Source organism: Saccharopolyspora sp. NPDC003752, assembly GCF_053605825.1.
Genome location: NZ_JBSGJZ010000050.1, coordinates 1 through 22,953, shown reverse-complemented (window position 1 = coordinate 22,953; position 22,953 = coordinate 1). Strand labels below are relative to the sequence as shown.

Below are 22,953 nucleotides of genomic sequence, written 5' to 3'. Positions count from 1 at the left end.
CCCGGTCGGATTGATACCGGGTGGGCGCTTCCTTTTCAGCCCTGGAAGATCACACCGCCAGCGGGAGTGCGGTGGGGTGCACCGGCGACGGGAGCTGGGAGGCTCCGGTGAGGTGGGCGTCGACCGCGTTGGCCACCGAGCGGCCCTCCGCGATCGCCCACACCACCAGGGACGCGCCGCGGTGCGCGTCGCCGCAGACGAACACGCCCGGCGCGGTGGTCTCCCAGTTCGAGCCGCAGCCGATGGTGCCGCGCTTGGTCAGCGAGATGCCCAGGCCGTCCAGCAGCGGCATGTGCTCGACGCCGTCGAAGCCGATGGCCAGCAGCGCCAGGTCGCAGGGGATCTCCTGGACCTCGTCGGACACCGGCACGACCTGCCGGCGGCCGTTCTCGTCGCGCTGCACCTTCACCTCGCGCAGCCGCACCGCCCGCACGTTGCCCTCGCCGTCGCCGACGAACTCCTCGATCGCCACCGCGAACTTCCGCTCGCCGGCCTCCTCGTGCGCCGGGTAGGTGCGCAGGATGTACGGCCAGGTCGGCCACGGCGACCGATCGTCGTCGCGGGTCGTCGGCGGCTGCGGGTAGTTGTCCAGCTGCGTCACCGAAAGCGCGCCCTGCCGGGTCGCGGTGCCGTAGCAGTCCGCGCCGGTGTCGCCGCCGCCGAGGATGATGACGTGCTTGCCCTGCGCCGAGATCGGCGTCGGGCCGTCGCCCTCGCACTCCTTGTTCGCCGGCACCAGGTGCTCCATCGCCAGGTGCACGCCCTTGAGGTCCCGCCCCGGGATCGTGGTGTCGTCGCGGCCGCGCAAGGCGCCCACCGCGAGCACGACGGCGTCGTAACCGGCGCGCAGTTCCTCGATGGTCAGGTCGACGCCGACCTCGCAGCCGGTGATGAACCGGGTGCCCTCGGTGCGCATCTGCGCCAGCCGCCGGTCCAGGACGGACTTCTCCATCTTGAACTCGGGGATCCCGTAGCGCAGCAGGCCGCCGATGCGGTCGTCGCGCTCGTACACGGTCACCTCGTGCCCCGCGCGGGTCAGCTGCTGCGCGGCCGCCAGCCCGCCCGGCCCGGAGCCGACCACGGCCACCCGCTTGCCGGTGTGCACCTCCGTCACCTGGGCGGAGACGTAGTCGTTGGCCCAGCCGACCTCGGCGATGGTCTCCTCGACCCGCTTGATGGCCACCGCGCCGCCGGCCTCCGGCGAGATCGCCAGCACGCAGCCCGCCTCGCACGGCGCGGGGCACAGCTTGCCGGTGAACTCCGGGAAGTTGTTGGTGGCGTGCAACCGCTCGGCGGCGTCCTGCCACTGGCCGCGGCGCACCATGTTGTTCCACTCCGGGATCAGGTTGCCCAGCGGGCAACCGGCCGAACCCGAGTGGCAGAACGGGATGCCGCAGTCCATGCACCGCGCGGCCTGCGTGGCGGTCTCCGCCTTCCGGTCCTCTGTGGACAGAGCGGCGTAGACCTCCTGCCAGTCGCCCAGCCGCTCGTCGACGGGGCGCTTGGGGGCGTCGGCCCGCGCGTGCTTCAGAAATCCCCTCGGGTCAGCCACGGGAAGCCTCCATGATCGCCTCGTCCACGTCCCGGCCCTCGATCTTGGCCATCCGCATGGCATCCAGGACACGCTGGTAGTCGCGCGGCATCACCTTGGTGAACGCCGCCGAACGCCGCGGCCAGTCGCCGAGCAGCGAGGCCGCCACCGCCGAACCCGTCAGTTCGTGGTGCCGCTGCACGATCTCGTGCAGCCACTTCAGTTCCTTGGCGCTGGGCCGCTGCAGGTCCACCATCGCGGTGTTCACCCGGACCGGGTCCAGGTCGAGCACGTAGGCGATGCCGCCGGACATCCCGGCGCCGACGTTGCGGCCGGTGCCGCCGAGCACCACCGCGCGACCGCCGGTCATGTACTCGAAGGCGTGGTCACCGGCGCCCTCCGCGACCGCGATCGCACCGGAGTTGCGCACGCAGAACCGCTCGCCGACCTTGCCGCGCAAGAAGATCTCGCCGCTGGTCGCGCCGTAGCCGATCACGTTGCCCGCGATCACCTGGTCCTCGGCGGCGAACGCCGAATCCGGGTGCGGCCGGACGACGATCCGCCCGCCGGAGAGGCCCTTGCCGACGTAGTCGTTGGCGTCGCCGACCATCTCCAGCGTGATGCCCGGAGGCAGGAACGCGCCCAGCGACTGCCCGGCCGACCCCTCCAGCTCCACGTGGATGGTGTCCGCGGGCAGGCCGTCGCCGCCGTAGCGGCGGCTGACCTCGGCGCCCAGCAGCGTGCCGACCGTGCGGTTGACGTTGCGCACCGGCAGCTCCAGCCGCACCGGGCGCGCGTCCTCCAACGCGGCCTCGGCGAGCTGGATGAGCGTGCGGTCCAGCGCGTGGTCCAGGCCGTGGTCCTGCTCGCGGACCCGGCGCCGCACCGGCGAGTACGGCGTCTCGGGCTCGGCGAACACCGGGGTCAGGTCCAGGCCGCGCGCCTTCCAGTGCGCCATCGCCTCGTCCTTGCCCAGCGCCGAGACCTGGCCGATGGCCTCGTCCAGGGTGCGGAACCCGAGCGCCGCCAGGTACTCACGGACCTCCTGGGCGATGAACTCGAAGAAGTTCACCACGTGGTCGACCTGGCCGGTGTAGCGCTTGCGCAGCACCGGGTTCTGGGTGGCGACCCCGACCGGGCAGGTGTCGAGGTGGCACACGCGCATCATCACGCAGCCCTCGACCACCAGCGGCGCGGTGGCGAAGCCGTACTCCTCGGCGCCCAGCAGCGCGGCGACGATCACGTCGCGGCCGGTCTTGAAGCCGCCGTCGACCTGCACCGTGATCCGGTCCCGCAGGCCGTTGAGCAGCAGCGTCTGCTGCGTCTCGGCCAGCCCGACCTCCCACGGCGTGCCGGCGTGCTTCAGCGACGTCAGCGGCGCGGCCCCGGTGCCGCCGTCGTGGCCGGAGATCAGCACCACGTCGGCGTGCGCCTTGGACACGCCCGCGGCGACCGTGCCGACGCCGATCTCGGAGACCAGCTTGACGTGGACCCGGGCGTGCTCGTTGGCGTTCTTCAGATCGTGGATCAGCTGGGCCAGGTCCTCGATCGAGTAGATGTCGTGGTGCGGCGGCGGCGAGATCAGCCCGACGCCGGGCGTGGAGTGCCGGGTCTTGGCGATCCACGGGTACACCTTGTGGCCGGGCAGCTGTCCGCCCTCGCCGGGCTTCGCGCCCTGCGCCATCTTGATCTGGATGTCCGTGGCGTTGACCAGGTATTCGCTGGTGACGCCAAACCGGCCGCTGGCGACCTGCTTGACCGCGGAACGGCGCTCCGGGTCGTAGAGCCGGTCGACGTCCTCGCCGCCCTCACCGGAGTTGGACTTGCCGCCGATCCGGTTCATCGCGATCGCCAGCGTCTCGTGCGCTTCCGCGGAGATCGCGCCGTAGCTCATGGCACCGGTGGAGAACCGCTTCATGATCTCCGAGATCGGCTCGACCTCGTCGATGTCGATCGGCGCCCGGCCGCTGTTCAGCTCGAACAGCCCGCGCAGCGTGCCGCCCTCGGCCGACAGCCGGTCGCATTCCGCCGTGTACTTGCGGAACACGTCGTACTCGCCGGTCTTGGTGGAGTGCTGCAGCAGGAACACCGTCTCCGGCGTGAACAGGTGCAGCTCGCCCTCGCGGCGGTAGGAGTAGTCGCCGCCGACCTCCAGCTTGCGGTGCACCCGCTCGGTCGGGTTGTCCGGGTAGGCGCGGCGGTGCCGCTGCGCGACCTCCTCGGCCAGCACGTCCAGCCCCACGCCGCCGAGCTTCGAGGTGGTGCCCTCGAAGTACTCGCCGACGACCTGCCCGGACAGGCCGACCGCCTCGAAGACCTGCGCCGCGGTGTAGGCGCCGACGGTGGAGATGCCCATCTTCGACATCACCTTCAGCACGCCCTTGACCAGCGCCTGAACGTAGTTGCGGATCGCCACCTTCGCCCGCGTGCCGGTGATCTGACCGGTGGCGATCATGTCCTCGATGGTCTCGAACGCCAGGTACGGGTTGACCGCCGCGGCGCCGTAGCCGAGCAGCGTCGCGACGTGGTGCACCTCGCGGGCGTCGCCGCTCTCCACCACCAGCGCGACGCGCAGCCGCTCCTTGGTCCGCACCAGGTGCTGGTGGACCGCCGAGACCAGCAGCAGCGACGGGATCGGCGCCATCCGGTGGTCGGAGTCGCGGTCGGAGAGCACCAGCACGCGCGCCCCGGCAGCGATCGCCTCGGACGCCTCCTCGCGGATCCGCTCGATGGCCTCGGCCAGCGCCTCGCCGCCACCGTCCACTTCGTACAGACCGGAGAGCACGGCGGAGGCGAAGCCGGGCAGGTCGCCGTCGTCGTTGACGTGGATGAGCTTGGCCAGCTCGTCGTTGTCGATCACCGGGTTGGGCAACACGATGTGCCGGCAGGACGCGGCCGACGGGGACAGCAGGTTCTGCTCCGGCCCCATCACGCGGGCCACCGAGGTGACGATCTCCTCCCGGATCGCGTCCAGCGGCGGGTTCGTGACCTGCGCGAACTGCTGCACGAAGTAGTCGTAGAGCATCCGGGAGCGCTGCGACAGCGGCGCCGGCGGGGTGTCGGAGCCCATCGAGCCCAGCGGCTCGCCGGATCCGGTGGCCATCGGCGCGAGCAGCAGGCTGAGCTCCTCCTCGGTGTAGCCGAAGGACAGCTGGCGCCGCACCACCGACTCGTGGGTGTGCACCACGTGCTCGCGGTCCGGCAGCTCGTCGACGTTGAGCAGTCCGGAGTGCAGCCACTCGCCGTAGGCGTGCTCCCCGGCGAGGGCGGACTTGATCTCCTCGTCGTCGACGATGCGGCCCTGCTCGGTGTCGATCAGGAACATCCGGCCCGGCTGCAGGCGGCCCTTGGCGACCACCTCTTCGGGCTTGAGGCTGAGCACGCCGGTCTCGCTGGCGAGCACCACCCTGTCGTCGGCGGTCCGCCACCAGCGGGCCGGGCGCAGCCCGTTGCGGTCCAGCACCGCGCCGACCAGCGTGCCGTCGGTGAACGTGACGCACGCCGGGCCGTCCCACGGCTCCATCAGGCTGGCGTGGAACTGGTAGAACGCCTTGCGCTCGGGGTCCATCTCGGCGTGGTTCTCCCACGCCTCGGGCACCATCATCAGCACCGCGTGCGGCAGGCTGCGGCCGCCCAGGTGCAGCAGCTCCAGCACCTCGTCGAAGGAGGCGGAGTCCGAGCCGTCGCCGGCGCAGATCGGGTAGAGCCGGGAGAGGTCGCCGGGGATCAGGTCGGATTCCAGCAGCGCCTCGCGGGCCCGCATCCGGTTGCGGTTGCCGCGGATCGTGTTGATCTCGCCGTTGTGCGCGACGTAGCGGAAGGGGTGCGCCAGCGGCCACGACGGGAAGGTGTTCGTGGAGAACCGGCTGTGCACCAGCGCGATCGCGCTGACCAGCCGCTCGTCGCCGAGGTCCGGGAAGAAGGCGGGCAGCTGCCCGGTGGTCAGCATGCCCTTGTAGACCAGGGTGCGGCTGGACAGCGACGGGAAGTACAGCTCCAGCCCGTCCTGCTCGGCCACCCGCTCGGCGCGCTTGCGCAGGCAGAACGCCAGCCGGTCCAGCTCGACGCCCGCCTCGCCGTGGTGCCCGGCGACCAGCAGGATCGCGAAGTGCGGCATGCACTTCAGAGCGGTGCTGCCCACGCCTGCCCGCTCCGGGGTGATCGGCACGTCGCGCCAGCCCAGGACGCGCATGTTCTCCTCGGCGGCGACCCGCGCCACCAGCTCCACCACACGCGCGCGCTGCTCGGGGTCGGTGGGCAGGAATGCCATGCCGGCCGCGTAGCGGTGCCGCCCCGCCTCGTCCGGCTCCGGCAGCTCGACGCCGGCCTCGGCGCGCAGCAGCTCGTCCGGCAGCTGGAGGAGGATGCCCGCACCGTCACCGCTGGTCGGCTCGGCGCCGGCGGCACCGCGGTGCTCCAGGTTCGCGAGCGCGGTCAGCGCATCGGCGACGATGCCGTGGGAACGGCGGCCGCGGATGTCGGCGACCATGGCGACACCGCAGGAATCCTGTTCCGCAGCCGGGTCGTACAACCCCTGGGCTGCTGGGACGGCGGAGAAGACCACTGCGCAGACCTCCCTCGTCATTTCTCGTGCTGGAAGCCCCCGGTCAATTCCTGACCTGACTTCATGACTTCTGGGCACGGGACGACGCTGGCCCGCAGATGACTCCCGGTGGCACGACAGAAGTTTTCGGGCTTTCGAAAGCCCGCTCGTGACCGGAGCGTTTAGGGAACTTTAACAGCCACGATACCCGGAAGCAGCACCCTGGGCGTGATGCTGACCATCTTGTAGTAACGCACTCGTTTGGGTTACCGCGCTCGTGATCGAACACCTCCGAACACGGTCCGTCGTCAAATCTAACCGCTGGGTCGCGCCCCGGGTAGCCCCCGTGCCGCAGGACACTCCCGCACGGCGCGGACGGCCGATCTTCTCCTGATATCTTTCCAGCTCAGAGTGCCCGCGACGCGGGTGCTCGCGGGACGCCAGCGCCAAGCGAAACCGGTGCGAATCCGGTGCTGTGCCGCAACTGCGATGGCCCGCCCCGGGCGGGCACGAGCCAGGTCGCCTTGCGCGTGGCGTCGATGTCCGCCACCCCCGGTGCAGGGGTGCGGCTCGCCCCCGGAAGCCCGGCTTCCCCGAGCCGCGCCCGCCACGCACCGGCCGAACCGTTGGGAAGACATGATCGGGTTCCGCCGACTCGCCGCCCTGCTGCTCGCGATGCTCGCCCTGCTAGTCGGGGTCACCGCGTGCGCCACCCGCCCCCATTCCGAGGCCCCCGCGCCGGCCGACGACCCGGCCTCGGCGTTCCCGGTCAAGGTCGAGCTGCCCGGTCAGCCGCCCGTGACGGTCGCGCAGCAGCCGAAGCGGATCATCTCGCTGTCCCCCACCGCCACCGAGACGCTGTACGCGATCGGCGCCGGCGACCAGGTCATCGCGGTGGACCAGTACTCCAACTTCCCGGCGGAGGCGCCGCGCACCGACCTCTCCGGCTTCACCGCGGACGCCGCCGCCGTCGGCGCGCACACCCCGGACCTGGTCATCGCGCCGGACAGCGGCGCGAAGCTGGCGGACGGCCTGAAGGTGGTCAACGTGCCGACGCTGCTCACGCCGTCGCCGGCCACGCTGGACGACGCCTACAAGCAGATCGAGGTGCTCGGGCAGGCCACCGGGCACACCAAGCAGGCCGCCGAGCTGGTCGACCGGATGCGCTCGGAGATCGACGAGATCGTCCGCACCACCCCGCGCCCGGCGCAGCCGCTGAACTACTTCCACGAGGTCAGCCCGGACTACTACACGGCGACCTCGCAGAGCTTCGTCGGCAACGTCTACAACCTGTTCGGCCTGCACAACATCGCGGACCCGGCGGGCGGGAACTTCCCGCAGCTGTCCGAGGAGCACATCGTGCAGGCCAACCCGAACCTGATCTTCCTGTCCGACGTCAAGTGCTGCCAGGTCAACGCGGCGGCGGTCGCGGCCCGGCCGGGCTGGAACACCCTGGACGCCGTGCAGCACGGCCGCGTCGTCGAACTCGACGACGACATCGCGAGCCGGTGGGGCCCGCGGGTGGTCGACCTGGTGCGCGCGATCGGCGGCGGCATCGCCAAGGCCCAGAACGGGTGACGAAGGCGCTCGGCGGGGCCCTGAAGCAGACCAAGCTCCGCCCGCACCACCTGCTCGTCGGGGTGGCGGTGCTGCTGGCGAGCGTCCTGCTGTCGGTGCTGCTCGGGGCCGCCGAGCTCGGCTGGCAGCGGGTGCTCGCCGAGATCGGCGCGCAGCTGACCGGCGGCGTCTCGCCGCTGTCCGAGCGGGAGGCGGCGATCCTCTGGCAGCTGCGGGTGCCCCGGGTCGTGCTCGGCGTGCTGGTCGGGGCGGCGCTGGCGGTGTCCGGCGCCGCGTTCCAGGGCGTGTTCCGCAACCCGCTGGCCGACCCCTACCTGCTGGGCGCGGCGGCCGGCGCCGGCCTGGCCGCCACGCTGGTGATCACCGCGGCCCCGGTGGGCGGGCCGTCGGTCCCGGTGCAGCTCGCGGCGTTCGTCGGCGCGCTCGGCGGGGTGGGCCTGACCTGGCTGGTCGGCCGCTCGGCAGGCCGGGACACGGCGACGCTGGTGCTGGCCGGCGTCGCGGTCGGCGCGTTCCTCACGGCCGGGCAGACGTTCGTGCAGCAGCTCCGCGTGGAGTCGTTGCAGCAGGTCTACATGTGGATCCTGGGGCGGCTGACCACCACCGGCTGGCGGGAAGTGCTGATCGTGCTGCCGTACCTGGCGATCGCCGCGGTCGTGCTCTGCACCTGCGCCCGCCTGCTGGACCTGCTGGGCACCGGCGACGAGGAGGCCGCGGCGCTCGGCGTGCACCCGGGACGGGTGCGGCTGCTGGTGCTCATCGCGGCCTCGCTGGCCACCGCCGCGGCGGTGTCGGTGGCCGGGCTGATCGGTTTCGTCGGCCTCGTGGTGCCGCACCTGGTGCGGCTGGCGATCGGCGGCAGCTTCCGGATCATCGTGCCGCTCTCCCTGCTGTTCGGCGGGGTCTTCCTGGTGCTCGCCGACATGCTCGCCCGCACCCTGCTGGCGCCCGCCGAGATCCCGATCGGCGTGATCACCGCGTTCACCGGCGCGCCGTTCTTCGCGGTCCTGCTGCACCGGAGGCGCGCATGAGCACGCTCGAAGTGCACGGCCTGTCGGCCGGATATCGGCGCAGCACGGTGATTTCCGACGTCTCGACCACTGTGGACACCGGCGGCTGGCTGGGCGTCATCGGACCGAACGGGTCGGGCAAGTCGACGCTGCTGAAGGCCGTCGCAGGACTGGTGCGGCACGACGGCCGGGTGCTGGTCGACGGCCGGCCGCTGACGGCGCTGCGCCGCCGCGAACGGGCCCGGGCGATCGGCTACGCGCCGCAGATCCCGCAGCTGCCGATCGGCCTCACGGTCACCGACTACGTGCTGCTCGGCCGCACCCCGCACCTCGGCGTGCTGGGCCGGGAGGGCCCCACCGACCTGGACGTGGTCCGCGCCCTGCTGGAGCGGCTGGACCTGACGCGACTCGCGGACCGGGCCCTTTCGACGCTGTCCGGCGGCGAACGCCAACGCGCCGTGCTGGCCCGCGCCCTCGCCCAGCGAGCGGGCGTGTTGCTGCTCGACGAGCCGACCACCGGCCTGGACGTCGGGCACGCCCAAGCCCTGCTCGACCTGGTCGACGAACTGCGCCGGGAACTGGGCACCACGGTGGTCATGACGCTGCACGACCTGACCCTCGCCGCCCAGTACGCCGAACGCCTGCTCCTCCTCGACGAAGGCCGCGTCGCGGCCGAAGGAACCCCGGCGGAGGTCCTGACCCCGGAGGTGCTGGCGAAGCGCTACACGGCCCGCGTCACGGTCCTGCACACCCCCGACGGCACCCCGGTCATCGCCCCCATCCGGGGCTGACCCGCCGCTCCTCGCCCGCCTCACGCGTCACCCGAACTGATCATGTTCGGGATATAGCGTCGACGCGTTATCGCGTGCGCGCTATGTTCGGAGCATGTCCCGCGAAACCGGAGGTGGACGATGGAACATCGTTGTGTCGCACGAAGTCGAGTGCTGGTACTGCAGCCTCAAGAATCGGGACCGCGCCATCGCGGACCGGATGTTCGACCTGCTCTCGGAATCCGGACCGCTCCTGGGCATGCCGCACAGCAAGGATCTCGGCGGTGGTCTGCGCGAACTCGGATTTCATTGCGAAGGAGTCGAGCGCCGGGTGAACTACGTACTCGACCCGGCATGCCTCGCGATCACCCTGACCACGTTCCGGAAGCAACGATCGAACGAACGGTGCGAGGTCTCTCGCGCCCGCACAGCCATGCGGCACGACCGGAGGCCATGAGATGACCTGGAAGAAGCTCGATCAGATCCGCCGCGAGAACCCGATCATCGACCAGGAGGAGTACGACGAGTCGTACGCGGAAGCCTCGCTGGCATTCGAGCTGGCGCGGCTGGTGTACGGGCTGCGCACGGACGCGGGGCTGACCCAGACCGAGCTCGCGAAGCGGATGAGCACCACGCAGTCCTCGGTCGCGCGCTGGGAGAGCGGCGGCAGCCTGCCGACCATCGACCTGCTCGACCGGCTCGGGCAGGCCGTCGGTGTCCGGCTGGAGCTGGTGGCATCGCAGCACGACCCCACCGGTTCCAAGGACTCGCCGAGCGGCGCGGTGGCCTTCGGCGCCCGGTAGGCACATACCGGGCGCGGAAGGTCAGTCCTTCGCGTCCTTGCCGTTGCCGTCGGCGCTGCGCGCCTCCGCACGTTCGTCTCCTGGGGTGTCCGAGCCCTTCGGCTCGTCCTTGCCCTCGTCCGGGTCCGGGTCGTCGGTCGTCGCCTTCGGCTCCTCGGCGGGCCGCTCCGGCGTCGCGGCCGTGTCGTCGTCGCCGGGCATCGGCTTGCCGCGCAGCAGCTCGGGGTCCTCGCGCTTGCCCCGCACGTACAGCAGGTACAGGACCGCGCCGGCGAAGACGATCAGGGAGGTGAAGACGTTGATGCGGATGCCGAGGACGTGCGTGGCGTCGTCGGTGCGCATCATCTCGATCCACACCCGCCCGGCCGTGTAGCCGGCGACGTAGAGCGCGAACACCCGGCCGTGGCCCATCCGGAACTTGCGGTCCGCCCAGATGATCAGGAGGAAGACACCGAGATTCCACAGCAGCTCGTACAGGAACGTCGGGTGCACGATCTTGTCCGGCACGCTGTCCATCGCGACGCCGGTGATGGGGTCGGCGAGCCCGGTCGCCGGGTCGATGCGCCGGTAGATCTCCAGGCCCCAGGGCAGATCCGTCGGCGCGCCGTAGAGCTCCTGGTTGAACCAGTTGCCGAGGCGGCCGATGGCCTGGGCGAGGATGATGCCGGGCGCGACCGCGTCGGCGAATGCGGCCAGCGGCACGCCCCGGCGGCGGCAGCCGATCCAGGCGCCGACCGCGCCGAGCGCCACAGCGCCCCAGATGCCCAGGCCGCCTTCCCACACCTTGAGGGCGTCCAGCGGGTTGCGGTCCGGCCCGAAGTACTTGTACCAGTCGGTGGCGACGTGGTAGAGCCGACCGCCGACCAGCCCGAACGGCACCGCGAACACCGCGATGTCGATGACCGTGCCCTCGCGTCCGCCGCGCGCCACCCAGCGGCGGCTGCCGATCCAGACCGCCGCGATGATGCCGGCGATGATGCACAGCGCGTAGGCGCGCAGCGGGATCGGGCCGATGAACCAAACCCCTTGCGGCGGGCTGGGGATGGTGGCCAGGAACGGACTCGCCAAGGCGGCAACCGGGGCACTCACGCCGCTAACCGTATCGGTCGCTCCACGAATGGTGAGCACCACCCGGTCACTGGCGGAACGGAACGGCCCGTTCGCCTCGCTAGGAGGAGCGAACGGGCCGTTCGCAGCGGATCAGCGGGACCGGACGCCCCGGGCGAGCTCCGCGGTGAGCTCGCGGACGCCGGCGGGGCCGTCCTGCTCGGCGCGGGTGACGAAGGCGGAGCCGACGATGACGCCGTCGGCGAAGCCGGCCACCTCGGCGGCCTGCTCGCCGTTGCGCACGCCCAGGCCGACGCCGATCGGCAGGTCGGTGTGCGCACGGGTGCGCTGCACGAGCCCGGCCGCGGCCGAACCGACGCTCTCGCGCGCCCCGGTCACGCCCATCACCGAGGTTGCGTAGACGAAGCCGCTGGTGGCCTTGGCGGTCAGCGCCAGCCGCTCCTCCGTCGACGACGGGGCGACCAGGAAGATCCGGTCCAGGCCGTGCGCGTCGGTCGCGGCGATCCAGTCCTCGCCCTCGTCCGGGATCAGGTCCGGGGTGATCACGCCGAGCCCGCCGGCCGCCTTGAGGTCGCGGGCGAACGCGTCCGGGCCGTAGTGGTGCACCGGGTTCCAGTAGGTCATCACCACGGCGTGGCCACCGGCGTCGGCGATCGAGGACACCACGTCGAAGACGTCGCGCAGCCGGAACCCGGCGCGCAGCGCCTTGTCGCTGGCGGCCTGGATGGTGGGGCCGTCCATCACCGGGTCGGAGAACGGGATGCCGACCTCGACGATGTCGCAGCCGGTCGAGCCGTCGGTGCCGGTCAGCATCGCGCTGAACAGCTCCTTGGACTCCTCGACGGTCGGGAACCCGGCGGGCAGGTAGCCGATCAGGGCGGCCCGCTGCTCTTCCCGGCAGTTCTGGAAGACCTCGCGCAGGTTCACCGCGACTCCTCAGTGTTTTGCGGGACACCCGCACCCGGTCGGCTTACATGAGCGGAGAGCGTGCAAGTGTCGCTCATGACGCCTCCGTGTTTCCGTCGTTGTTCTCGTCGACGAGCCCGAAGTACTTCGCCGCGGTGTCCATGTCCTTGTCACCCCGGCCGGAGAGGTTCACCAGGATGATCGCCTCCGGGCCGAGCTCCTGGCCGAGCTTGATCGCGCCGGCCAGCGCGTGCGCCGACTCGATGGCCGGGATGATGCCCTCGGTGCGGGACAGCAGCCGGAAGGCGTGCATAGCCTCGTCGTCGGTGACCGAGCGGTACTCGGCGCGCCCGATGTCCTTCAGGTACGAGTGCTCGGGCCCCACGCCCGGGTAGTCGAGCCCGGCGGAGATCGAGTAGGCCTCGATGACCTGGCCGTCGTCGTCCTGCAGCAGGTACGAGCGGGCCCCGTGCAGCGTGCCGGGCGTGCCCTCGCAGAGTGTGGCGCCGTGCTCGCCGGAGGCGATGCCGTGCCCGCCCGGTTCGAAGCCGACCAGCCGCACGTCCGGGTCATCGATGAAGCCGTGGAAGATGCCGATGGCGTTGGAGCCACCGCCGACGCAGGCCGCGACCACGTCGGGCAGCCGGCCGGTCATCTCGAGCACCTGCCGACGAGCCTCGTCGCCGATGACCTTGTGGAAGTTACGCACCATCATCGGGAACGGGTGCGACCCGGCCGCGGTGCCCAGCAGGTAGTGGGTGTGGTCGACGTTGGCGACCCAGTCGCGCAGCGCCTCGTTGATGGCGTCCTTGAGGGTCGCCGAGCCGCTGCTGACCGGGATGACCTCGGCACCGAGCAGCCGCATCCGGGCGACGTTGAGCGCTTGCCGCTCGGTGTCCACCTTGCCCATGTAGATCACGCATTCGAGGCCCAGCAGCGCGCAGGCCGTCGCGGTGGCGACGCCGTGCTGCCCGGCCCCGGTCTCGGCGATGACCCGGCGCTTGCCCATCCGCTTGACCAGCAGTGCCTGCCCCAGCACGTTGTTGATCTTGTGGGAGCCGGTGTGGTTGAGGTCCTCCCGCTTGAGCAGGATCCGGGCGCCGCCGGCGTGCTCGGCGAACCGCTTCGCCTCGGTCAGCAGCGACGGCCGCCCGGCGTAGTTGCGCAGCAGGTCGTCGAGCTCGGCGATGTACTGCGGGTCGCTCTGCGCCTTGGCGTACTCGGCGGCGAGCTCGTCCTGGGCGGCGATCAGCGCCTCCGGCATGAACCGGCCGCCGTAGACCCCGAAGTGCCCGCGCTCGTCCGGGTCATGTCCCTCCGGCACGGGCTTGCCCGGTCGGTGGGCGCGCGCGGTCTCTGCACCTGCGGTCATTGCCTTACCTCCTGTGCCTTGCGCCGAACCCTGGAACTCGCGGAACCGGTCCGGCTACCGGCTCGGTCGCGGGCACGCGGGGTGCGACCCGGCGGTCACCAGCTGGGTGACCGCGGTCTTGGGATTGTCGCTGGTCACCAGGCCCTCACCGACCAGCACGGCGTCCGCACCGGATCCCGCGTAGGCCATCAGGTCACTCGGACCGCGGACCCCCGACTCGGCGATCTTGAGGACCTCCTGCGGCAACCCCGGCGCGATCCGCCCGAACACGTCGCGGTCCACCTCGAGCGTATGCAGGTTGCGCGCGTTGATGCCAATCACTTTCGCTCCGGCCTCCAACGCGCGGTCGGCCTCTTCGGCGGTGTGCACCTCGATGAGAGCGGTCATGCCCAGCGATTCGACCCGGTCCAGGAGCGCTTCCAGCGCGTTCTGCTCCAGGGCCGCGACGATGAGCAGCACCATGTCCGCGCCGTGCGCCCGGGCTTCGTGCACCTGATACGGGCTGATGATGAAGTCCTTGCGCAGCAGGGGCGTGTTGACCCTGGCGCGGACCGCGTCGAAGTCGGCCAGCGAGCCGCCGAAGCGGCGCTGCTCGGTGAGCACGCTGATGACCCGCGCCCCGGCGGAGGCGTAGTCGGCGGCGAGGTCGGCCGGCTCGCCGATCTCGGCCAGCTCGCCCTTGGACGGGCTGCGCCGCTTGACCTCCGCGATGACGCCCACGCCCGGCGCCCGCAGCGCGGCGAGCACGTCGCGCGGGGGTGCCGCCGCGGCGGACAGTTGTTTGATCTCGTCGAAGGGAATCGCGGATTCGCGAACCGCCAGATCTTCGCGAACGCCTTCGATGATTGATTCCAGAACGGTCACGCGAACACCTCGCCGGCCGTGTCCCGCACACTCGCCTTCAGGTCGGTCCGCAAGTAACCAGATGCGCAGATGAACTCATTGCGCTCGATCACGACACTCCCCTTCCCGCCGTGCCGTCGCATGGCCGATGCTAAACCTCACCGGCCACCGGTCCCACCAAGGGGTAGCCCAACGTCCCTGCGCAACAAGGACCTTCGGCCCTGGCGACGCGCCCGGTCACCGGCTCGGGGCCGCGCCGAACTGGGTTTTCCACCCTTCGGTGAATTTGAAATATTTTCAGCGATCCTGCTCATCCGTTGGATCGCGTCCGGCGTCCAAGTCGTTCCACATCTGCCGGTCCGGATCGTGGGATTTCTGCTTCGCGGCACCCGGGGCCGAATATTTCGCGCCCATCGCGGGCATCCGACCGGCCCGGAAGGCCACCAGAGCACCGGCGACGAACAGCAGCAGAGCGCCCGCAGTCATCAGCAGCAGCCCGTACGGCCGGCTGGCCATCTCGCCGATCGGCGTGCTGCCCGGCGGCACATCACCGGCCGTCCCGGTCGCGAACCAGCCGAAGCTGAACTGCTGGAACACCCGCCAGCCCAGCACGGCACCCGCGACCGCGATGAGGGCGCCGACCACGCGCCGCAACCACCCGCCGGTGGCCAGCACCGCGGCGACGGCGGCCAGCGCCGCCAGCGCCATCGGCACCAGCTCCGGGCGGATGTCCCCGCCGGTGATCCCGGCGGAGACCTCGGTGCCGAAGGGCGTGCGGAACCGCTGCTCCAACCAGACGAGCGCGCTCGCGCCCCAGAGCACGCCGGCGGCGACCAGCATCAGCAGCACCACCGACCACAGCAGGCCCTTCGACCGCGCGGGCCGGGGGCTCGGCTCAGATCCCGGCTCGGTGGTCAACCCGCTCTCCCGTCGCCCGTTCGGTCGCCGGCCGCGACAGCGTCTCGGCCGTCGCCACCGCGTTGAGCACCGCGCGCGCCTTGTTCAGGCATTCCTGGTCCTCGGCGACCGGGTCGGAGTCGGCCACGATGCCGCCGCCGGCCTGCACGTACGCGGTGCCGTCGCGCACCAGCGCGGTGCGGATCGCGATCGCCGTGTCCGCGTCGCCGGCGAAGTCCAGGTAGCCCACCACGCCGCCGTACTGGGCGCGCCGGGTCGGCTCCAGCTCCTCGATCAGCTCCAGCGCGCGCGGCTTCGGCGCTCCGGAGAGCGTGCCGGCGGGGAAGCAGGCGGCGATCGCGTCGAACGCCGTCCGGCCTTCCGCCAGCTGACCGGTCACCGTGGACACGATGTGCATGACGTGGCTGTAGCGCTCGATGCGGAAGAAGTCGACGACGTGCACCGAACCCGGCTTGCAGACCCGCCCCAGGTCGTTGCGGCCGAGGTCGACGAGCATCAGGTGCTCGGCGCGCTCCTTGTCGTCGTTGATGAGCTCCTTCTCCAGCAGCGCGTCCTCGTCCTCGTCGGCGCCCCGCCAGCGGGTCCCGGCGATCGGGTGCGTGGTCGCCTGCCCGTCGCGCACCGTGACCAGCGATTCGGGGCTGGAACCGACGATGTCGAAGGGCGTGCCGCCGTCCGGCGCGTCCAGCCGCAGCAGGTACATGTACGGGCTCGGGTTGGTGGTGCGCAGGACCCGGTAGATGTCCAGGGCGTCCGCGCTGGTCTCGATCTCGAACCGCTGCGACACCACGACCTGGAAAGCCTCGCCGGCCCGGATCGCCTCCTTGGCCTTCTCGACCGCCGCGTAGTGCTCGTCGGGCTGGCGGCGCCGGACGAACTGCGGGGCGGGCCGGGAGAACGCGGCGACCGTAGGCGCGGCCGGGGTGCACAGCGCCTCGGTCATCTCGTCCAGGCGGCGCACCGCGTCGTCGTAGGCCGCGTCGACGCGCTCGGGGCTGTCGTCCCAGTTCACCGCGTTGGCGATGAGCGTGATGGTGCCCTCGTGGTGGTCCAGCGCGGCGAGGTCGGTGGCCAGCAGCATCACCATCTCGGGGATCTGCAGGTCGTCCTCGGTCAGGTTCGGCAGCCGCTCCAGCCTGCGGACCGCGTCGTAGCCGAGGTAGCCGACCATGCCGCCGGTCAGCGGCGGCAGCCCGGGGAGCGGGTCGGTCTGCAGCAGCCGGACCGTCTCGCGCAGCGCCTGCAACGGGTCCCCGCTGTCCGGCAGCCCCACCGGCGGCTTGCCCGTCCAGTGCGCCTGGCCGTCGCGGACGGTCAGCGCGGCGGCGCTGCGGGCGCCCACGAAGGACCATCGCGACCAGGAGCGACCGTTCTCGGCGGACTCGAAGAGGAACGTTCCGGGGCGATCCCCGGCGAGCTTGCGGTACACCCCGAGCGGGGTTTCGTCGTCCGCGAGCAACCGCCGCACCACCGGGATCACCCGGCGGTCCGCCGCCAGGCTGCGGAACTCCTCGCGTCCTGGGCTGATAGTGCCGATATCACCGTCGCCGACCATGTCGTCATTGTGCCGTCCACCCGATCCCGGCTGCGCGGGACCTCCGCACCGCTTTGCCCTCGGGCCGCCGGGGCGGCGAGGATGGGTGGGTGAGCAGTGGCATCGACCAGAGCGGAACAGAGCCGAAGCGCCGCGGGCGGCGGCGCAGCGGAGCCGACACCAAGGCGGCGTTGCTGGCCGCGGCGCGCGAGGTGTTCACCGAGCAGGGCTACGACGCGGCCACGGTGCGCGCCATCGCGGGCCGGGCCGGGGTCGATCCGGCGATGGTCAACCACTGGTTCGGGGGCAAGGAGGGGCTGTTCACCGCGGCGGTGCACATCCCGATCAACCCGGCCGAGGTGGTGCCGCAGCTGCTGGTGGGCGATCGGGAGCAGCTCGCCGAGCGGTTGCTGCGGCGGTTCCTGACGGCGTGGGACAACGCGGAGGGCGGCCAGTTCGCGGCCCTGGTCCGCAGCGTCGCGGCCAACGAGAACGCGGTGGGGATGCTGCGGGAGTTCATCCAGAACGTGCTGTTCAAACGGCTGGTCAAGACGCTGGGCATGGACCGGGCCGAGCTGCGCACGGCGCTGTGCGGGTCGCAGATCGTCGGGCTGGGGATGGCCCGCTACGTGATCCACCTGGAACCGCTGGCGTCGGCCGACCACGACACCGTGGTGGCCGCGATCGCGCCGAACCTCCAGCGCTACCTGACCGGCGACATCTCCGGAACCACCGGCCCCTGACCACCGGATGCCGGTTTCAATTGAAACTGGCACCCACCGAGGCGGTCCCGGTGAACAGTTTCAATTGAAACTGCGGTTACTTGAGCAGGACGTCGGCGTCGAAGCAGGTGCGGTCGCCGGTGTGGCAGGCCGCGCCTTCCTGGTCGACCACCAGCAGGATCGTGTCGCCGTCGCAGTCCAGGCGGACCTCGTGCACCTGCTGGGTGTGGCCGGAGGTTTCGCCCTTGACCCAGTACTGCCGTCGGCTGCGGGAGTAGTAGGTGCCGCGGCGGGTGGTGAGGGTGCGGTGCAGCGCCTCGTCGTCCATCCACGCCATCATCAGCACCTCGCCGGTGCCGCGCTGCTGCGCGATCGCCGCGACGAGGCCCTCCGCGTTGCGCTTGAGCCGGGCCGCGATCGCCGGGTCCAGACCGCTCATCGAACAGTGATCCCTTCCGCCCGCATGGCGTCCTTGACCTCGCCGATCTTCAACTGTCCGAAGTGGAACACGCTGGCCGCCAGCACCGCGTCGGCCCCGGCGCGCACCGCGGGCGCGAAGTGCTCGACCGCGCCGGCGCCGCCGCTGGCGATCAGCGGCACGTCGACGACCTCGCGGACCGCGCGGATCATCTCCAGGTCGAAGCCGGACTTGGTGCCGTCGGCGTCCATCGAGTTCAGCAGGATCTCGCCGACGCCGAGCTGCTGGCCCTTCGCGGCCCACTCCACGGCGCAGATGCCGGTGCCGCGCCGGCCGCCGTGCGTCGTGACCTCGAAGCCGGACGCCGTCGGCTGACCGCCTTCCGGCACGCGCCGAGCATCCACGGACAGCACCACGCACTGCGCGCCGAAGCGCTGCGACGCCTCGCTGAGCAGCTCGGGCCGGGCGATGGCGGCGGTGTTCAGGCTGACCTTGTCCGCCCCGGCGCGCAGGAGCCGGTTGATGTCGTCGGTGCTGCGCACGCCGCCGCCGACGGTCAGCGGGATGAAGACCTGCTCAGCGGTGCGCCGCACCACGTCGAAGGTGGTCTCGCGGTCCGACGAGGACGCCGTGACGTCGAGGAAGGTCAGCTCGTCGGCGCCCTCCGCGTCGTAGGCGCGGGCGAGCTCCACGGGGTCGCCGGCATCCCGGAGGTTGGTGAAGTTGACACCCTTGACGACCCGCCCCTGATCGACGTCCAGGCAGGGGATCACACGCACCGCAACGGCCATGTCCCCAGGGTAGAGACACGGCCGCGCGGCGCGGTGGATGGGGCGTTCAATCCTGAGCGCACCCGCACTCCAGCGGGCGTCAGCGCACCGCGGCGAGGGCCTCTTCGAGGGTGAAGTTCTGGGCGTAGAGGGCCTTCCCGACGATCGAGCCCTCCAGGCCGACCGGCGCGAGCTTCGACAGCTCCACCAGATCGTCCACACTGGATACTCCGCCGGAGGCGATCACCGGCGCCTCGGTGCGGGCGCAGACCTCGCGCAGCAGCGCGATGTTCGGCCCCTGCAGGGTGCCGTCCTTGCTGACGTCGGTGACCACGTAGCGGCGGCAGCCGGCGGCGTCGAGCCGGGCCAGCACCTCCCACAGGTCGCCACCGTCCTTGGTCCAGCCTCGCGCGGCCAGCCGGTGGCCCTGCTCGGTGATCCGAACGTCCAGGCCGACCGCGACCCGCTCGCCGTACTCGGCGACCACCCGGTCCGCCCACTCCGGGTTCTCCAGCGCGGCGGTGCCCAGGTTGACCCGCGTGCAGCCGGTGGCCAGCGCGGCCTCCAGCGAAGCGTCGTCGCGGATGCCGCCGGAGAGCTCCACCTGCACGTCGAGCTTGCCGGTCACCTCGGCAAGCAGCGCCCGGTTCGAGCCGCGACCGAACGCGGCGTCCAGGTCGACCAGGTGGATCCACTCGGCTCCCGCGCGCTGCCAGGCCAGCGCGGCCTCCAACGGGTCACCGTAGGAGGTCTCGGTACCGGCGGCGCCCTGCACCAGGCGGACCGCCTGACCGTCGGCGACATCAACAGCGGGAAGCAGCGTGAAAGTCACGCCCCAACCCTACTGCCAGCGCTTCGGCCCCTTCACCGGCGGCTGCGCTCGGAGCGGACGACGGCGACGACGGGCACCGCGAGGACGATCAGCACGAGCATCAGGACCGCCCACAGCGGCACCCCGGCCTGCAGCAGGTAGGGCGCGCCGATCCCGGTGATCATCCCGAGCGCCAGCACCAGCGCGATCACCCGCACCGCCGTCGGCCCCAGCAGGCCGCCCCGGCGGGTCACAGGCTGCCCAGCCAGTTCCGCAGCAGCCGTGCGCCCGCCTCCCCGGACTTCTCCGGGTGGAACTGCGTGGCCGTCAGCGGCCCGTTCTCCACCGCGGCGACGAACGGTTCGCCGTGTTCGGCCCAGGTCACCAGCGGCGGCGCGATCGTCTCCGACGCCGGCAGCTGCCACTTGCGGACGCCGTAGGAGTGCACGAAGTAGAACCGGGTGCCCGGCTCGATACCGGCGAACAGGGTGCTGCCCTCCGGCGACCGCACGTCGTTCCAGCCCATGTGCGGGAGGACGTCGGCGTGCAGCCGCTCGACGGTGCCCGGCCACTGGCCGCAGCCGTTGGCCTGCATGCCGTGCTCGACGCCCTCGTCGAAGAGCACCTGCATGCCCACGCAGATCCCGAGGACCGGGCGGTCGCCGGCCAGCCGGTGGTCGATGATCTTGTCGCCGCCGACGTGGAGCAGGCCCTCCATGCACGCGGCGAAGGCCCCGACGCCGGGCACGACCAGGCCGTCGGCTTCGGTCGCGGCACGATGGTCGGCGGTGACCTCGACGTCGGCGCCGGCGCGCTCGAGCGCGCGTTCGGCGGAGCGGAGGTTGCCTGATCCGTAGTCCAAGATGACGACTCGTGCCACGCGCCCAGGCTACCGCCCGGACGCATCGGCCCACGTCGCGGGCGGCAGCCGCGCAGGTCATCCGGCCAGGAACGACCGCACTGCCGCGCCGATACCGGTCGGGCCGAGGCCGTGCGCCGCATCGTGCTCCTCGGCGGTGCCGTAGGCCCGCAGTTCCAGGTCGCGGCGAACGCCCAGCGCGAGCACCCGGTGCGGGGTGTCGGCCAGCGCGTCGTTGACCTCGTGCGTCGACGTGCCGCGCAGGTAGGGCTCCACCAGCACCACGTCGGCGGTCGCCGCCCGCACCGCCTCCCGCAGTCCGCCGGCGTCGAACGGCCGGATGGTGGCGGTGTAGAGCACCGTCACGTCGAGCGTCGCCGTCGCCGCGAGGACCGGCCCGAGCGTCGGGCCGACGGCGAGCACGACGCCCCGGCTGCCGCGCCGGACGGTGTGCCAGCCCGGCCCCGTCACCAGCGGCTCGGCGTTGACCTGCTCGGAGAGCCGCAGGTAGACGAGGTCGTCGGTGTGCATCGCCGACCGCAGCAGCGCCGAGACCTCGGCCGGGTGGCCGGGCACGTGCACGGTCCAGCCGGGCAGCGTGTCGATCAGCGCGACGTCGCCGGGCGCCATGTGCGTGCGGCCCGCGGTCGGGTAGTCGTAGGAGGCGCCGGTGCTGACCACGACGGCGCCGACGCCCTGGTGGTTGAGGTCGAGCTTGAGCTGCTCGAACGGCCGCTCCACCAGGAACGGCGTGATCGAGTGCAGCACCGGCCGCAGCCCGGTCAGCGCCAGCCCGCCGGCCACGCTCACCAGCGCCTGCTCCCGGATGCCGACGTTGAGCACCCGCCGCGGGTGGCGGGCGGCGGCGTCCACGAAGCGGTCGGCGGAGATCTCGGCCAGCACCAGGGCGACCCGCGGGTCGGTGTCGAGCGCTTCGGTGACGGTGTCGACGAACGCTTCCCGCATCGTCGGGGCGGCCGTTTCGGTGGTCGGTGCGGTCATCACAGCTCCTTGGGTTCGACCTGGGCGACCACCGCGAGCGGGCGGTCCGGGTGGGTGTCGGCCAGCGCCGCGCGGAGTTCGGCGTGGTCGCGGCCGTTGACGGTGTGCGCGGCCCAGCCCTCGCGGGCGAAGCGGTCGGCGATGCCGCCCGGCCAGCCGGTGCTGGAGGAGCTGTTGTCCACCACGACGGTGGTCAGCTGCCCGAGCCCCCAGCGGCCGCCGACCTGGATCGCCTCGTGGTTGCTGCCTTCGTCGAGTTCGGCGTCGCCGACGAGGACCACGACGCGCGGCCCGGTGCGACCCTGGGCGCGCAGGCCGAGCGCTACGCCGAGCCCGAGCGGCAGGCCGTGACCGAGCGAGCCGCTGCCGATCTCGACGCCGGGTGCCAGGACGCGGTCCGGGTGGAAGCCGAGCCGGGAGTCGAACTCGCCGAAGCGGGCGAGTTCCGCCGGGTCGAGGAAGCCCTTGGCCGTCAGCACGGCGTAGAAGGCCATCGGGCCGTGGCCCTTGGAGAGCAGGAAGCGGTCGCGGTCCGGGTCGTCGGGACGTCGCGGGTCGACCGACAGGATCTGGTCGTAGAGCACCCACAGCACGTCCAACGTCGAGGTGGCGGCGGCGGAATGCTTCTCGTCGCCGGTCATTTCGCTCATCAGCGGGCGGAGATCGGCGTATCCGAACCCGGCCCTCGGTGCGGTGATCGTCATGCGACCAGGGTGGGACTTCGAGCGCACTCGAAGTCAAGCGGAAATACCTGCACTTTGGTCTAGGTTTTCGGTAACCTGGCGGACGTGTCGAAGCTACCGAAACTACTGACCATCGGAGAGGTGGCCCACCGCAGCGGTGTCGCCCAGACCGCATTGCGCTTCTACGAGCAGAAAGGGCTGATCGCCACCACCCGGACCTCCGGGAACCAGCGCCGCTACGACCGTTCCGTGCTGCGCCGGCTAGCGTTCGTCCGCTCCGCGCAGCGCGTCGGCCTGAGCCTGGAGCAGATCTCCGAGGCGCTGGCGACGCTGCCGGACGACCACGCTCCGACAAAGGCGGACTGGGCGCGGCTGTCGCGCCGGTGGCGCGACGAGCTGGACGCGCGCATCGACGGCCTGCAACGGCTGCGCGACCGCCTCACCGGCTGTATCGGCTGCGGCTGCCTGTCGCTGCGCCTCTGCGCGCTGCACAACGCCGACGACAAGCTCGCCGAATTCGGCCCCGGCGCGCCGCTCCTGCGCCCGGCAGCCGACCGCACCTGACCCCCCGCCCCCCGCCGCATGTTGCCGCAATTTCAATGGAAATCGAAGGTCCAATTTCCATTGAAATTGCGGAAGTTGTCCACAGGCGCCCGGGGTTGTCCACACCCTTCGGCGTGTCGGGGGTGCGATACACCGGTGGTCCGCAATTTCCATTGAGCGTTTTTCATCCTGCGTGTTCGAGGGTGAGGATGGCTTTGGCGAGGGTGCCGACGCGGTGGGGGCAGGCGCGGACGCGGTCGAGGATGTGC

22 protein-coding genes are annotated in these 22,953 nt (G+C 71.5%); 7 read left to right on the top strand and 15 right to left on the bottom strand.

Translation table 11 applies throughout. The features are described from left to right. Positions 1–49: 49 nt before the first annotated feature. Both ACWEV3_RS38005 and gltB read right to left on the bottom strand, forming a co-directional pair. The gene (locus tag ACWEV3_RS38005) at positions 50–1,552 is read right to left on the bottom strand and encodes a glutamate synthase subunit beta (protein ID WP_452618542.1); all 1,503 of its coding nucleotides are present in this window, start codon (positions 1,550–1,552) and stop codon (positions 50–52) included. Beyond that, complete coding sequence (gene gltB, locus ACWEV3_RS38000; protein ID WP_452618572.1) at positions 1,545–6,095, bottom strand: glutamate synthase large subunit; 4,551 nt, start codon at positions 6,093–6,095, stop codon at positions 1,545–1,547. The genes ACWEV3_RS38005 and gltB overlap by 8 nt, the downstream gene beginning before the upstream one ends. A gap of 615 nt (positions 6,096–6,710) precedes the next feature. Here gltB and ACWEV3_RS37995 point away from each other — a divergent pair. From ACWEV3_RS37995 to ACWEV3_RS37975, 5 genes are all read left to right on the top strand, one after another. Next, entirely contained in the window at positions 6,711–7,652 is a 942-nt protein-coding gene (locus ACWEV3_RS37995) for an ABC transporter substrate-binding protein (RefSeq protein ID WP_452618541.1), read from the top strand. Next, entirely contained in the window at positions 7,649–8,683 is a 1,035-nt protein-coding gene (locus ACWEV3_RS37990) for a FecCD family ABC transporter permease (RefSeq protein ID WP_452618540.1), read from the top strand. The genes ACWEV3_RS37995 and ACWEV3_RS37990 overlap by 4 nt, the downstream gene beginning before the upstream one ends. Next, positions 8,680–9,453 (top strand): ABC transporter ATP-binding protein, encoded by a 774-nt coding sequence (locus tag ACWEV3_RS37985; RefSeq protein WP_452618539.1) that lies wholly within the window; start codon positions 8,680–8,682, stop codon positions 9,451–9,453. Before ACWEV3_RS37990 ends, ACWEV3_RS37985 begins: the two co-directional genes overlap by 4 nt. Before the next feature lie 94 nt (positions 9,454–9,547). Next, positions 9,548–9,889 carry a type II toxin-antitoxin system RelE/ParE family toxin gene (locus ACWEV3_RS37980; protein ID WP_452618538.1) on the top strand — a complete coding sequence of 114 codons (342 nt, stop codon included), beginning with the start codon at positions 9,548–9,550 and terminating at the stop codon, positions 9,887–9,889. A 1-nt stretch (position 9,890) separates the two neighbouring features. Then, positions 9,891–10,235, top strand: a complete 345-nt coding sequence (locus ACWEV3_RS37975; RefSeq protein ID WP_452618537.1) for a helix-turn-helix domain-containing protein — start codon at positions 9,891–9,893, stop codon at positions 10,233–10,235. A gap of 21 nt (positions 10,236–10,256) precedes the next feature. On the opposite strand, the gene lgt is transcribed toward ACWEV3_RS37975, so the two are convergent. From lgt to ACWEV3_RS37945, 6 genes are all read right to left on the bottom strand, one after another. Next, on the bottom strand, positions 10,257–11,324 hold the full coding sequence (gene lgt, locus ACWEV3_RS37970; RefSeq protein WP_452618536.1) for a prolipoprotein diacylglyceryl transferase: 1,068 nt from the start codon (positions 11,322–11,324) through the stop codon (positions 10,257–10,259). Positions 11,325–11,435: 111 nt separating this feature from the next. Beyond that, positions 11,436–12,230 carry a tryptophan synthase subunit alpha gene (gene trpA / locus ACWEV3_RS37965; protein ID WP_132485612.1) on the bottom strand — a complete coding sequence of 265 codons (795 nt, stop codon included), beginning with the start codon at positions 12,228–12,230 and terminating at the stop codon, positions 11,436–11,438. Between the two features lie 73 nt (positions 12,231–12,303). Then, a complete protein-coding gene (gene trpB / locus ACWEV3_RS37960) occupies positions 12,304–13,581 on the bottom strand; it encodes a tryptophan synthase subunit beta (protein WP_452618535.1) in 1,278 nt (425 codons plus the stop codon). Positions 13,582–13,635: 54 nt separating this feature from the next. Further along, positions 13,636–14,445 (bottom strand): indole-3-glycerol phosphate synthase TrpC, encoded by an 810-nt coding sequence (trpC, locus tag ACWEV3_RS37955; protein ID WP_132485608.1) that lies wholly within the window; start codon positions 14,443–14,445, stop codon positions 13,636–13,638. 276 nt (positions 14,446–14,721) lie between these two features. Next, positions 14,722–15,342 carry a Trp biosynthesis-associated membrane protein gene (locus ACWEV3_RS37950; protein ID WP_452618534.1) on the bottom strand — a complete coding sequence of 207 codons (621 nt, stop codon included), beginning with the start codon at positions 15,340–15,342 and terminating at the stop codon, positions 14,722–14,724. Next, complete coding sequence (locus ACWEV3_RS37945; RefSeq protein ID WP_132485604.1) at positions 15,320–16,897, bottom strand: anthranilate synthase component I; 1,578 nt, start codon at positions 16,895–16,897, stop codon at positions 15,320–15,322. Before ACWEV3_RS37945 ends, ACWEV3_RS37950 begins: the two co-directional genes overlap by 23 nt. Positions 16,898–16,986: 89 nt before the next feature. On the opposite strand from ACWEV3_RS37945, the gene ACWEV3_RS37940 reads away from it, so the two are divergent. Next, positions 16,987–17,619, top strand: coding sequence for a TetR/AcrR family transcriptional regulator (locus ACWEV3_RS37940; protein ID WP_452618533.1), 633 nt, complete (start codon positions 16,987–16,989; stop codon positions 17,617–17,619). 76 nt (positions 17,620–17,695) lie between these two features. Here the strand turns inward: ACWEV3_RS37940 and hisI are convergent, their stop codons facing one another. The 7 genes from hisI to ACWEV3_RS37905 all read right to left on the bottom strand — a co-directional run bounded on the left by hisI (position 17,696) and on the right by ACWEV3_RS37905 (position 22,162). Next, on the bottom strand, positions 17,696–18,037 hold the full coding sequence (hisI, locus tag ACWEV3_RS37935; protein ID WP_452618532.1) for a phosphoribosyl-AMP cyclohydrolase: 342 nt from the start codon (positions 18,035–18,037) through the stop codon (positions 17,696–17,698). Beyond that, positions 18,034–18,807 carry an imidazole glycerol phosphate synthase subunit HisF gene (gene hisF / locus ACWEV3_RS37930; protein ID WP_452618531.1) on the bottom strand — a complete coding sequence of 258 codons (774 nt, stop codon included), beginning with the start codon at positions 18,805–18,807 and terminating at the stop codon, positions 18,034–18,036. Before hisF ends, hisI begins: the two co-directional genes overlap by 4 nt. A gap of 79 nt (positions 18,808–18,886) precedes the next feature. After that, positions 18,887–19,618, bottom strand: a complete 732-nt coding sequence (gene priA / locus ACWEV3_RS37925; protein WP_452618530.1) for a bifunctional 1-(5-phosphoribosyl)-5-((5-phosphoribosylamino)methylideneamino)imidazole-4-carboxamide isomerase/phosphoribosylanthranilate isomerase PriA — start codon at positions 19,616–19,618, stop codon at positions 18,887–18,889. A gap of 32 nt (positions 19,619–19,650) precedes the next feature. Then, the gene (locus ACWEV3_RS37920) at positions 19,651–19,851 is read right to left on the bottom strand and encodes a hypothetical protein (RefSeq protein ID WP_452618529.1); all 201 of its coding nucleotides are present in this window, start codon (positions 19,849–19,851) and stop codon (positions 19,651–19,653) included. Further along, the gene (gene hisH, locus ACWEV3_RS37915; protein ID WP_452618528.1) at positions 19,848–20,477 is read right to left on the bottom strand and encodes an imidazole glycerol phosphate synthase subunit HisH; all 630 of its coding nucleotides are present in this window, start codon (positions 20,475–20,477) and stop codon (positions 19,848–19,850) included. Before hisH ends, ACWEV3_RS37920 begins: the two co-directional genes overlap by 4 nt. A gap of 57 nt (positions 20,478–20,534) precedes the next feature. Then, on the bottom strand, positions 20,535–21,458 hold the full coding sequence (locus ACWEV3_RS37910) for a transketolase family protein (protein WP_452618527.1): 924 nt from the start codon (positions 21,456–21,458) through the stop codon (positions 20,535–20,537). After that, complete coding sequence (locus ACWEV3_RS37905) at positions 21,458–22,162, bottom strand: transketolase (RefSeq protein ID WP_452618526.1); 705 nt, start codon at positions 22,160–22,162, stop codon at positions 21,458–21,460. Before ACWEV3_RS37905 ends, ACWEV3_RS37910 begins: the two co-directional genes overlap by 1 nt. Positions 22,163–22,246: 84 nt before the next feature. On the opposite strand from ACWEV3_RS37905, the gene soxR reads away from it, so the two are divergent. After that, entirely contained in the window at positions 22,247–22,705 is a 459-nt protein-coding gene (soxR, locus tag ACWEV3_RS37900; RefSeq protein WP_452618525.1) for a redox-sensitive transcriptional activator SoxR, read from the top strand. Positions 22,706–22,953 lie beyond the last annotated feature (248 nt).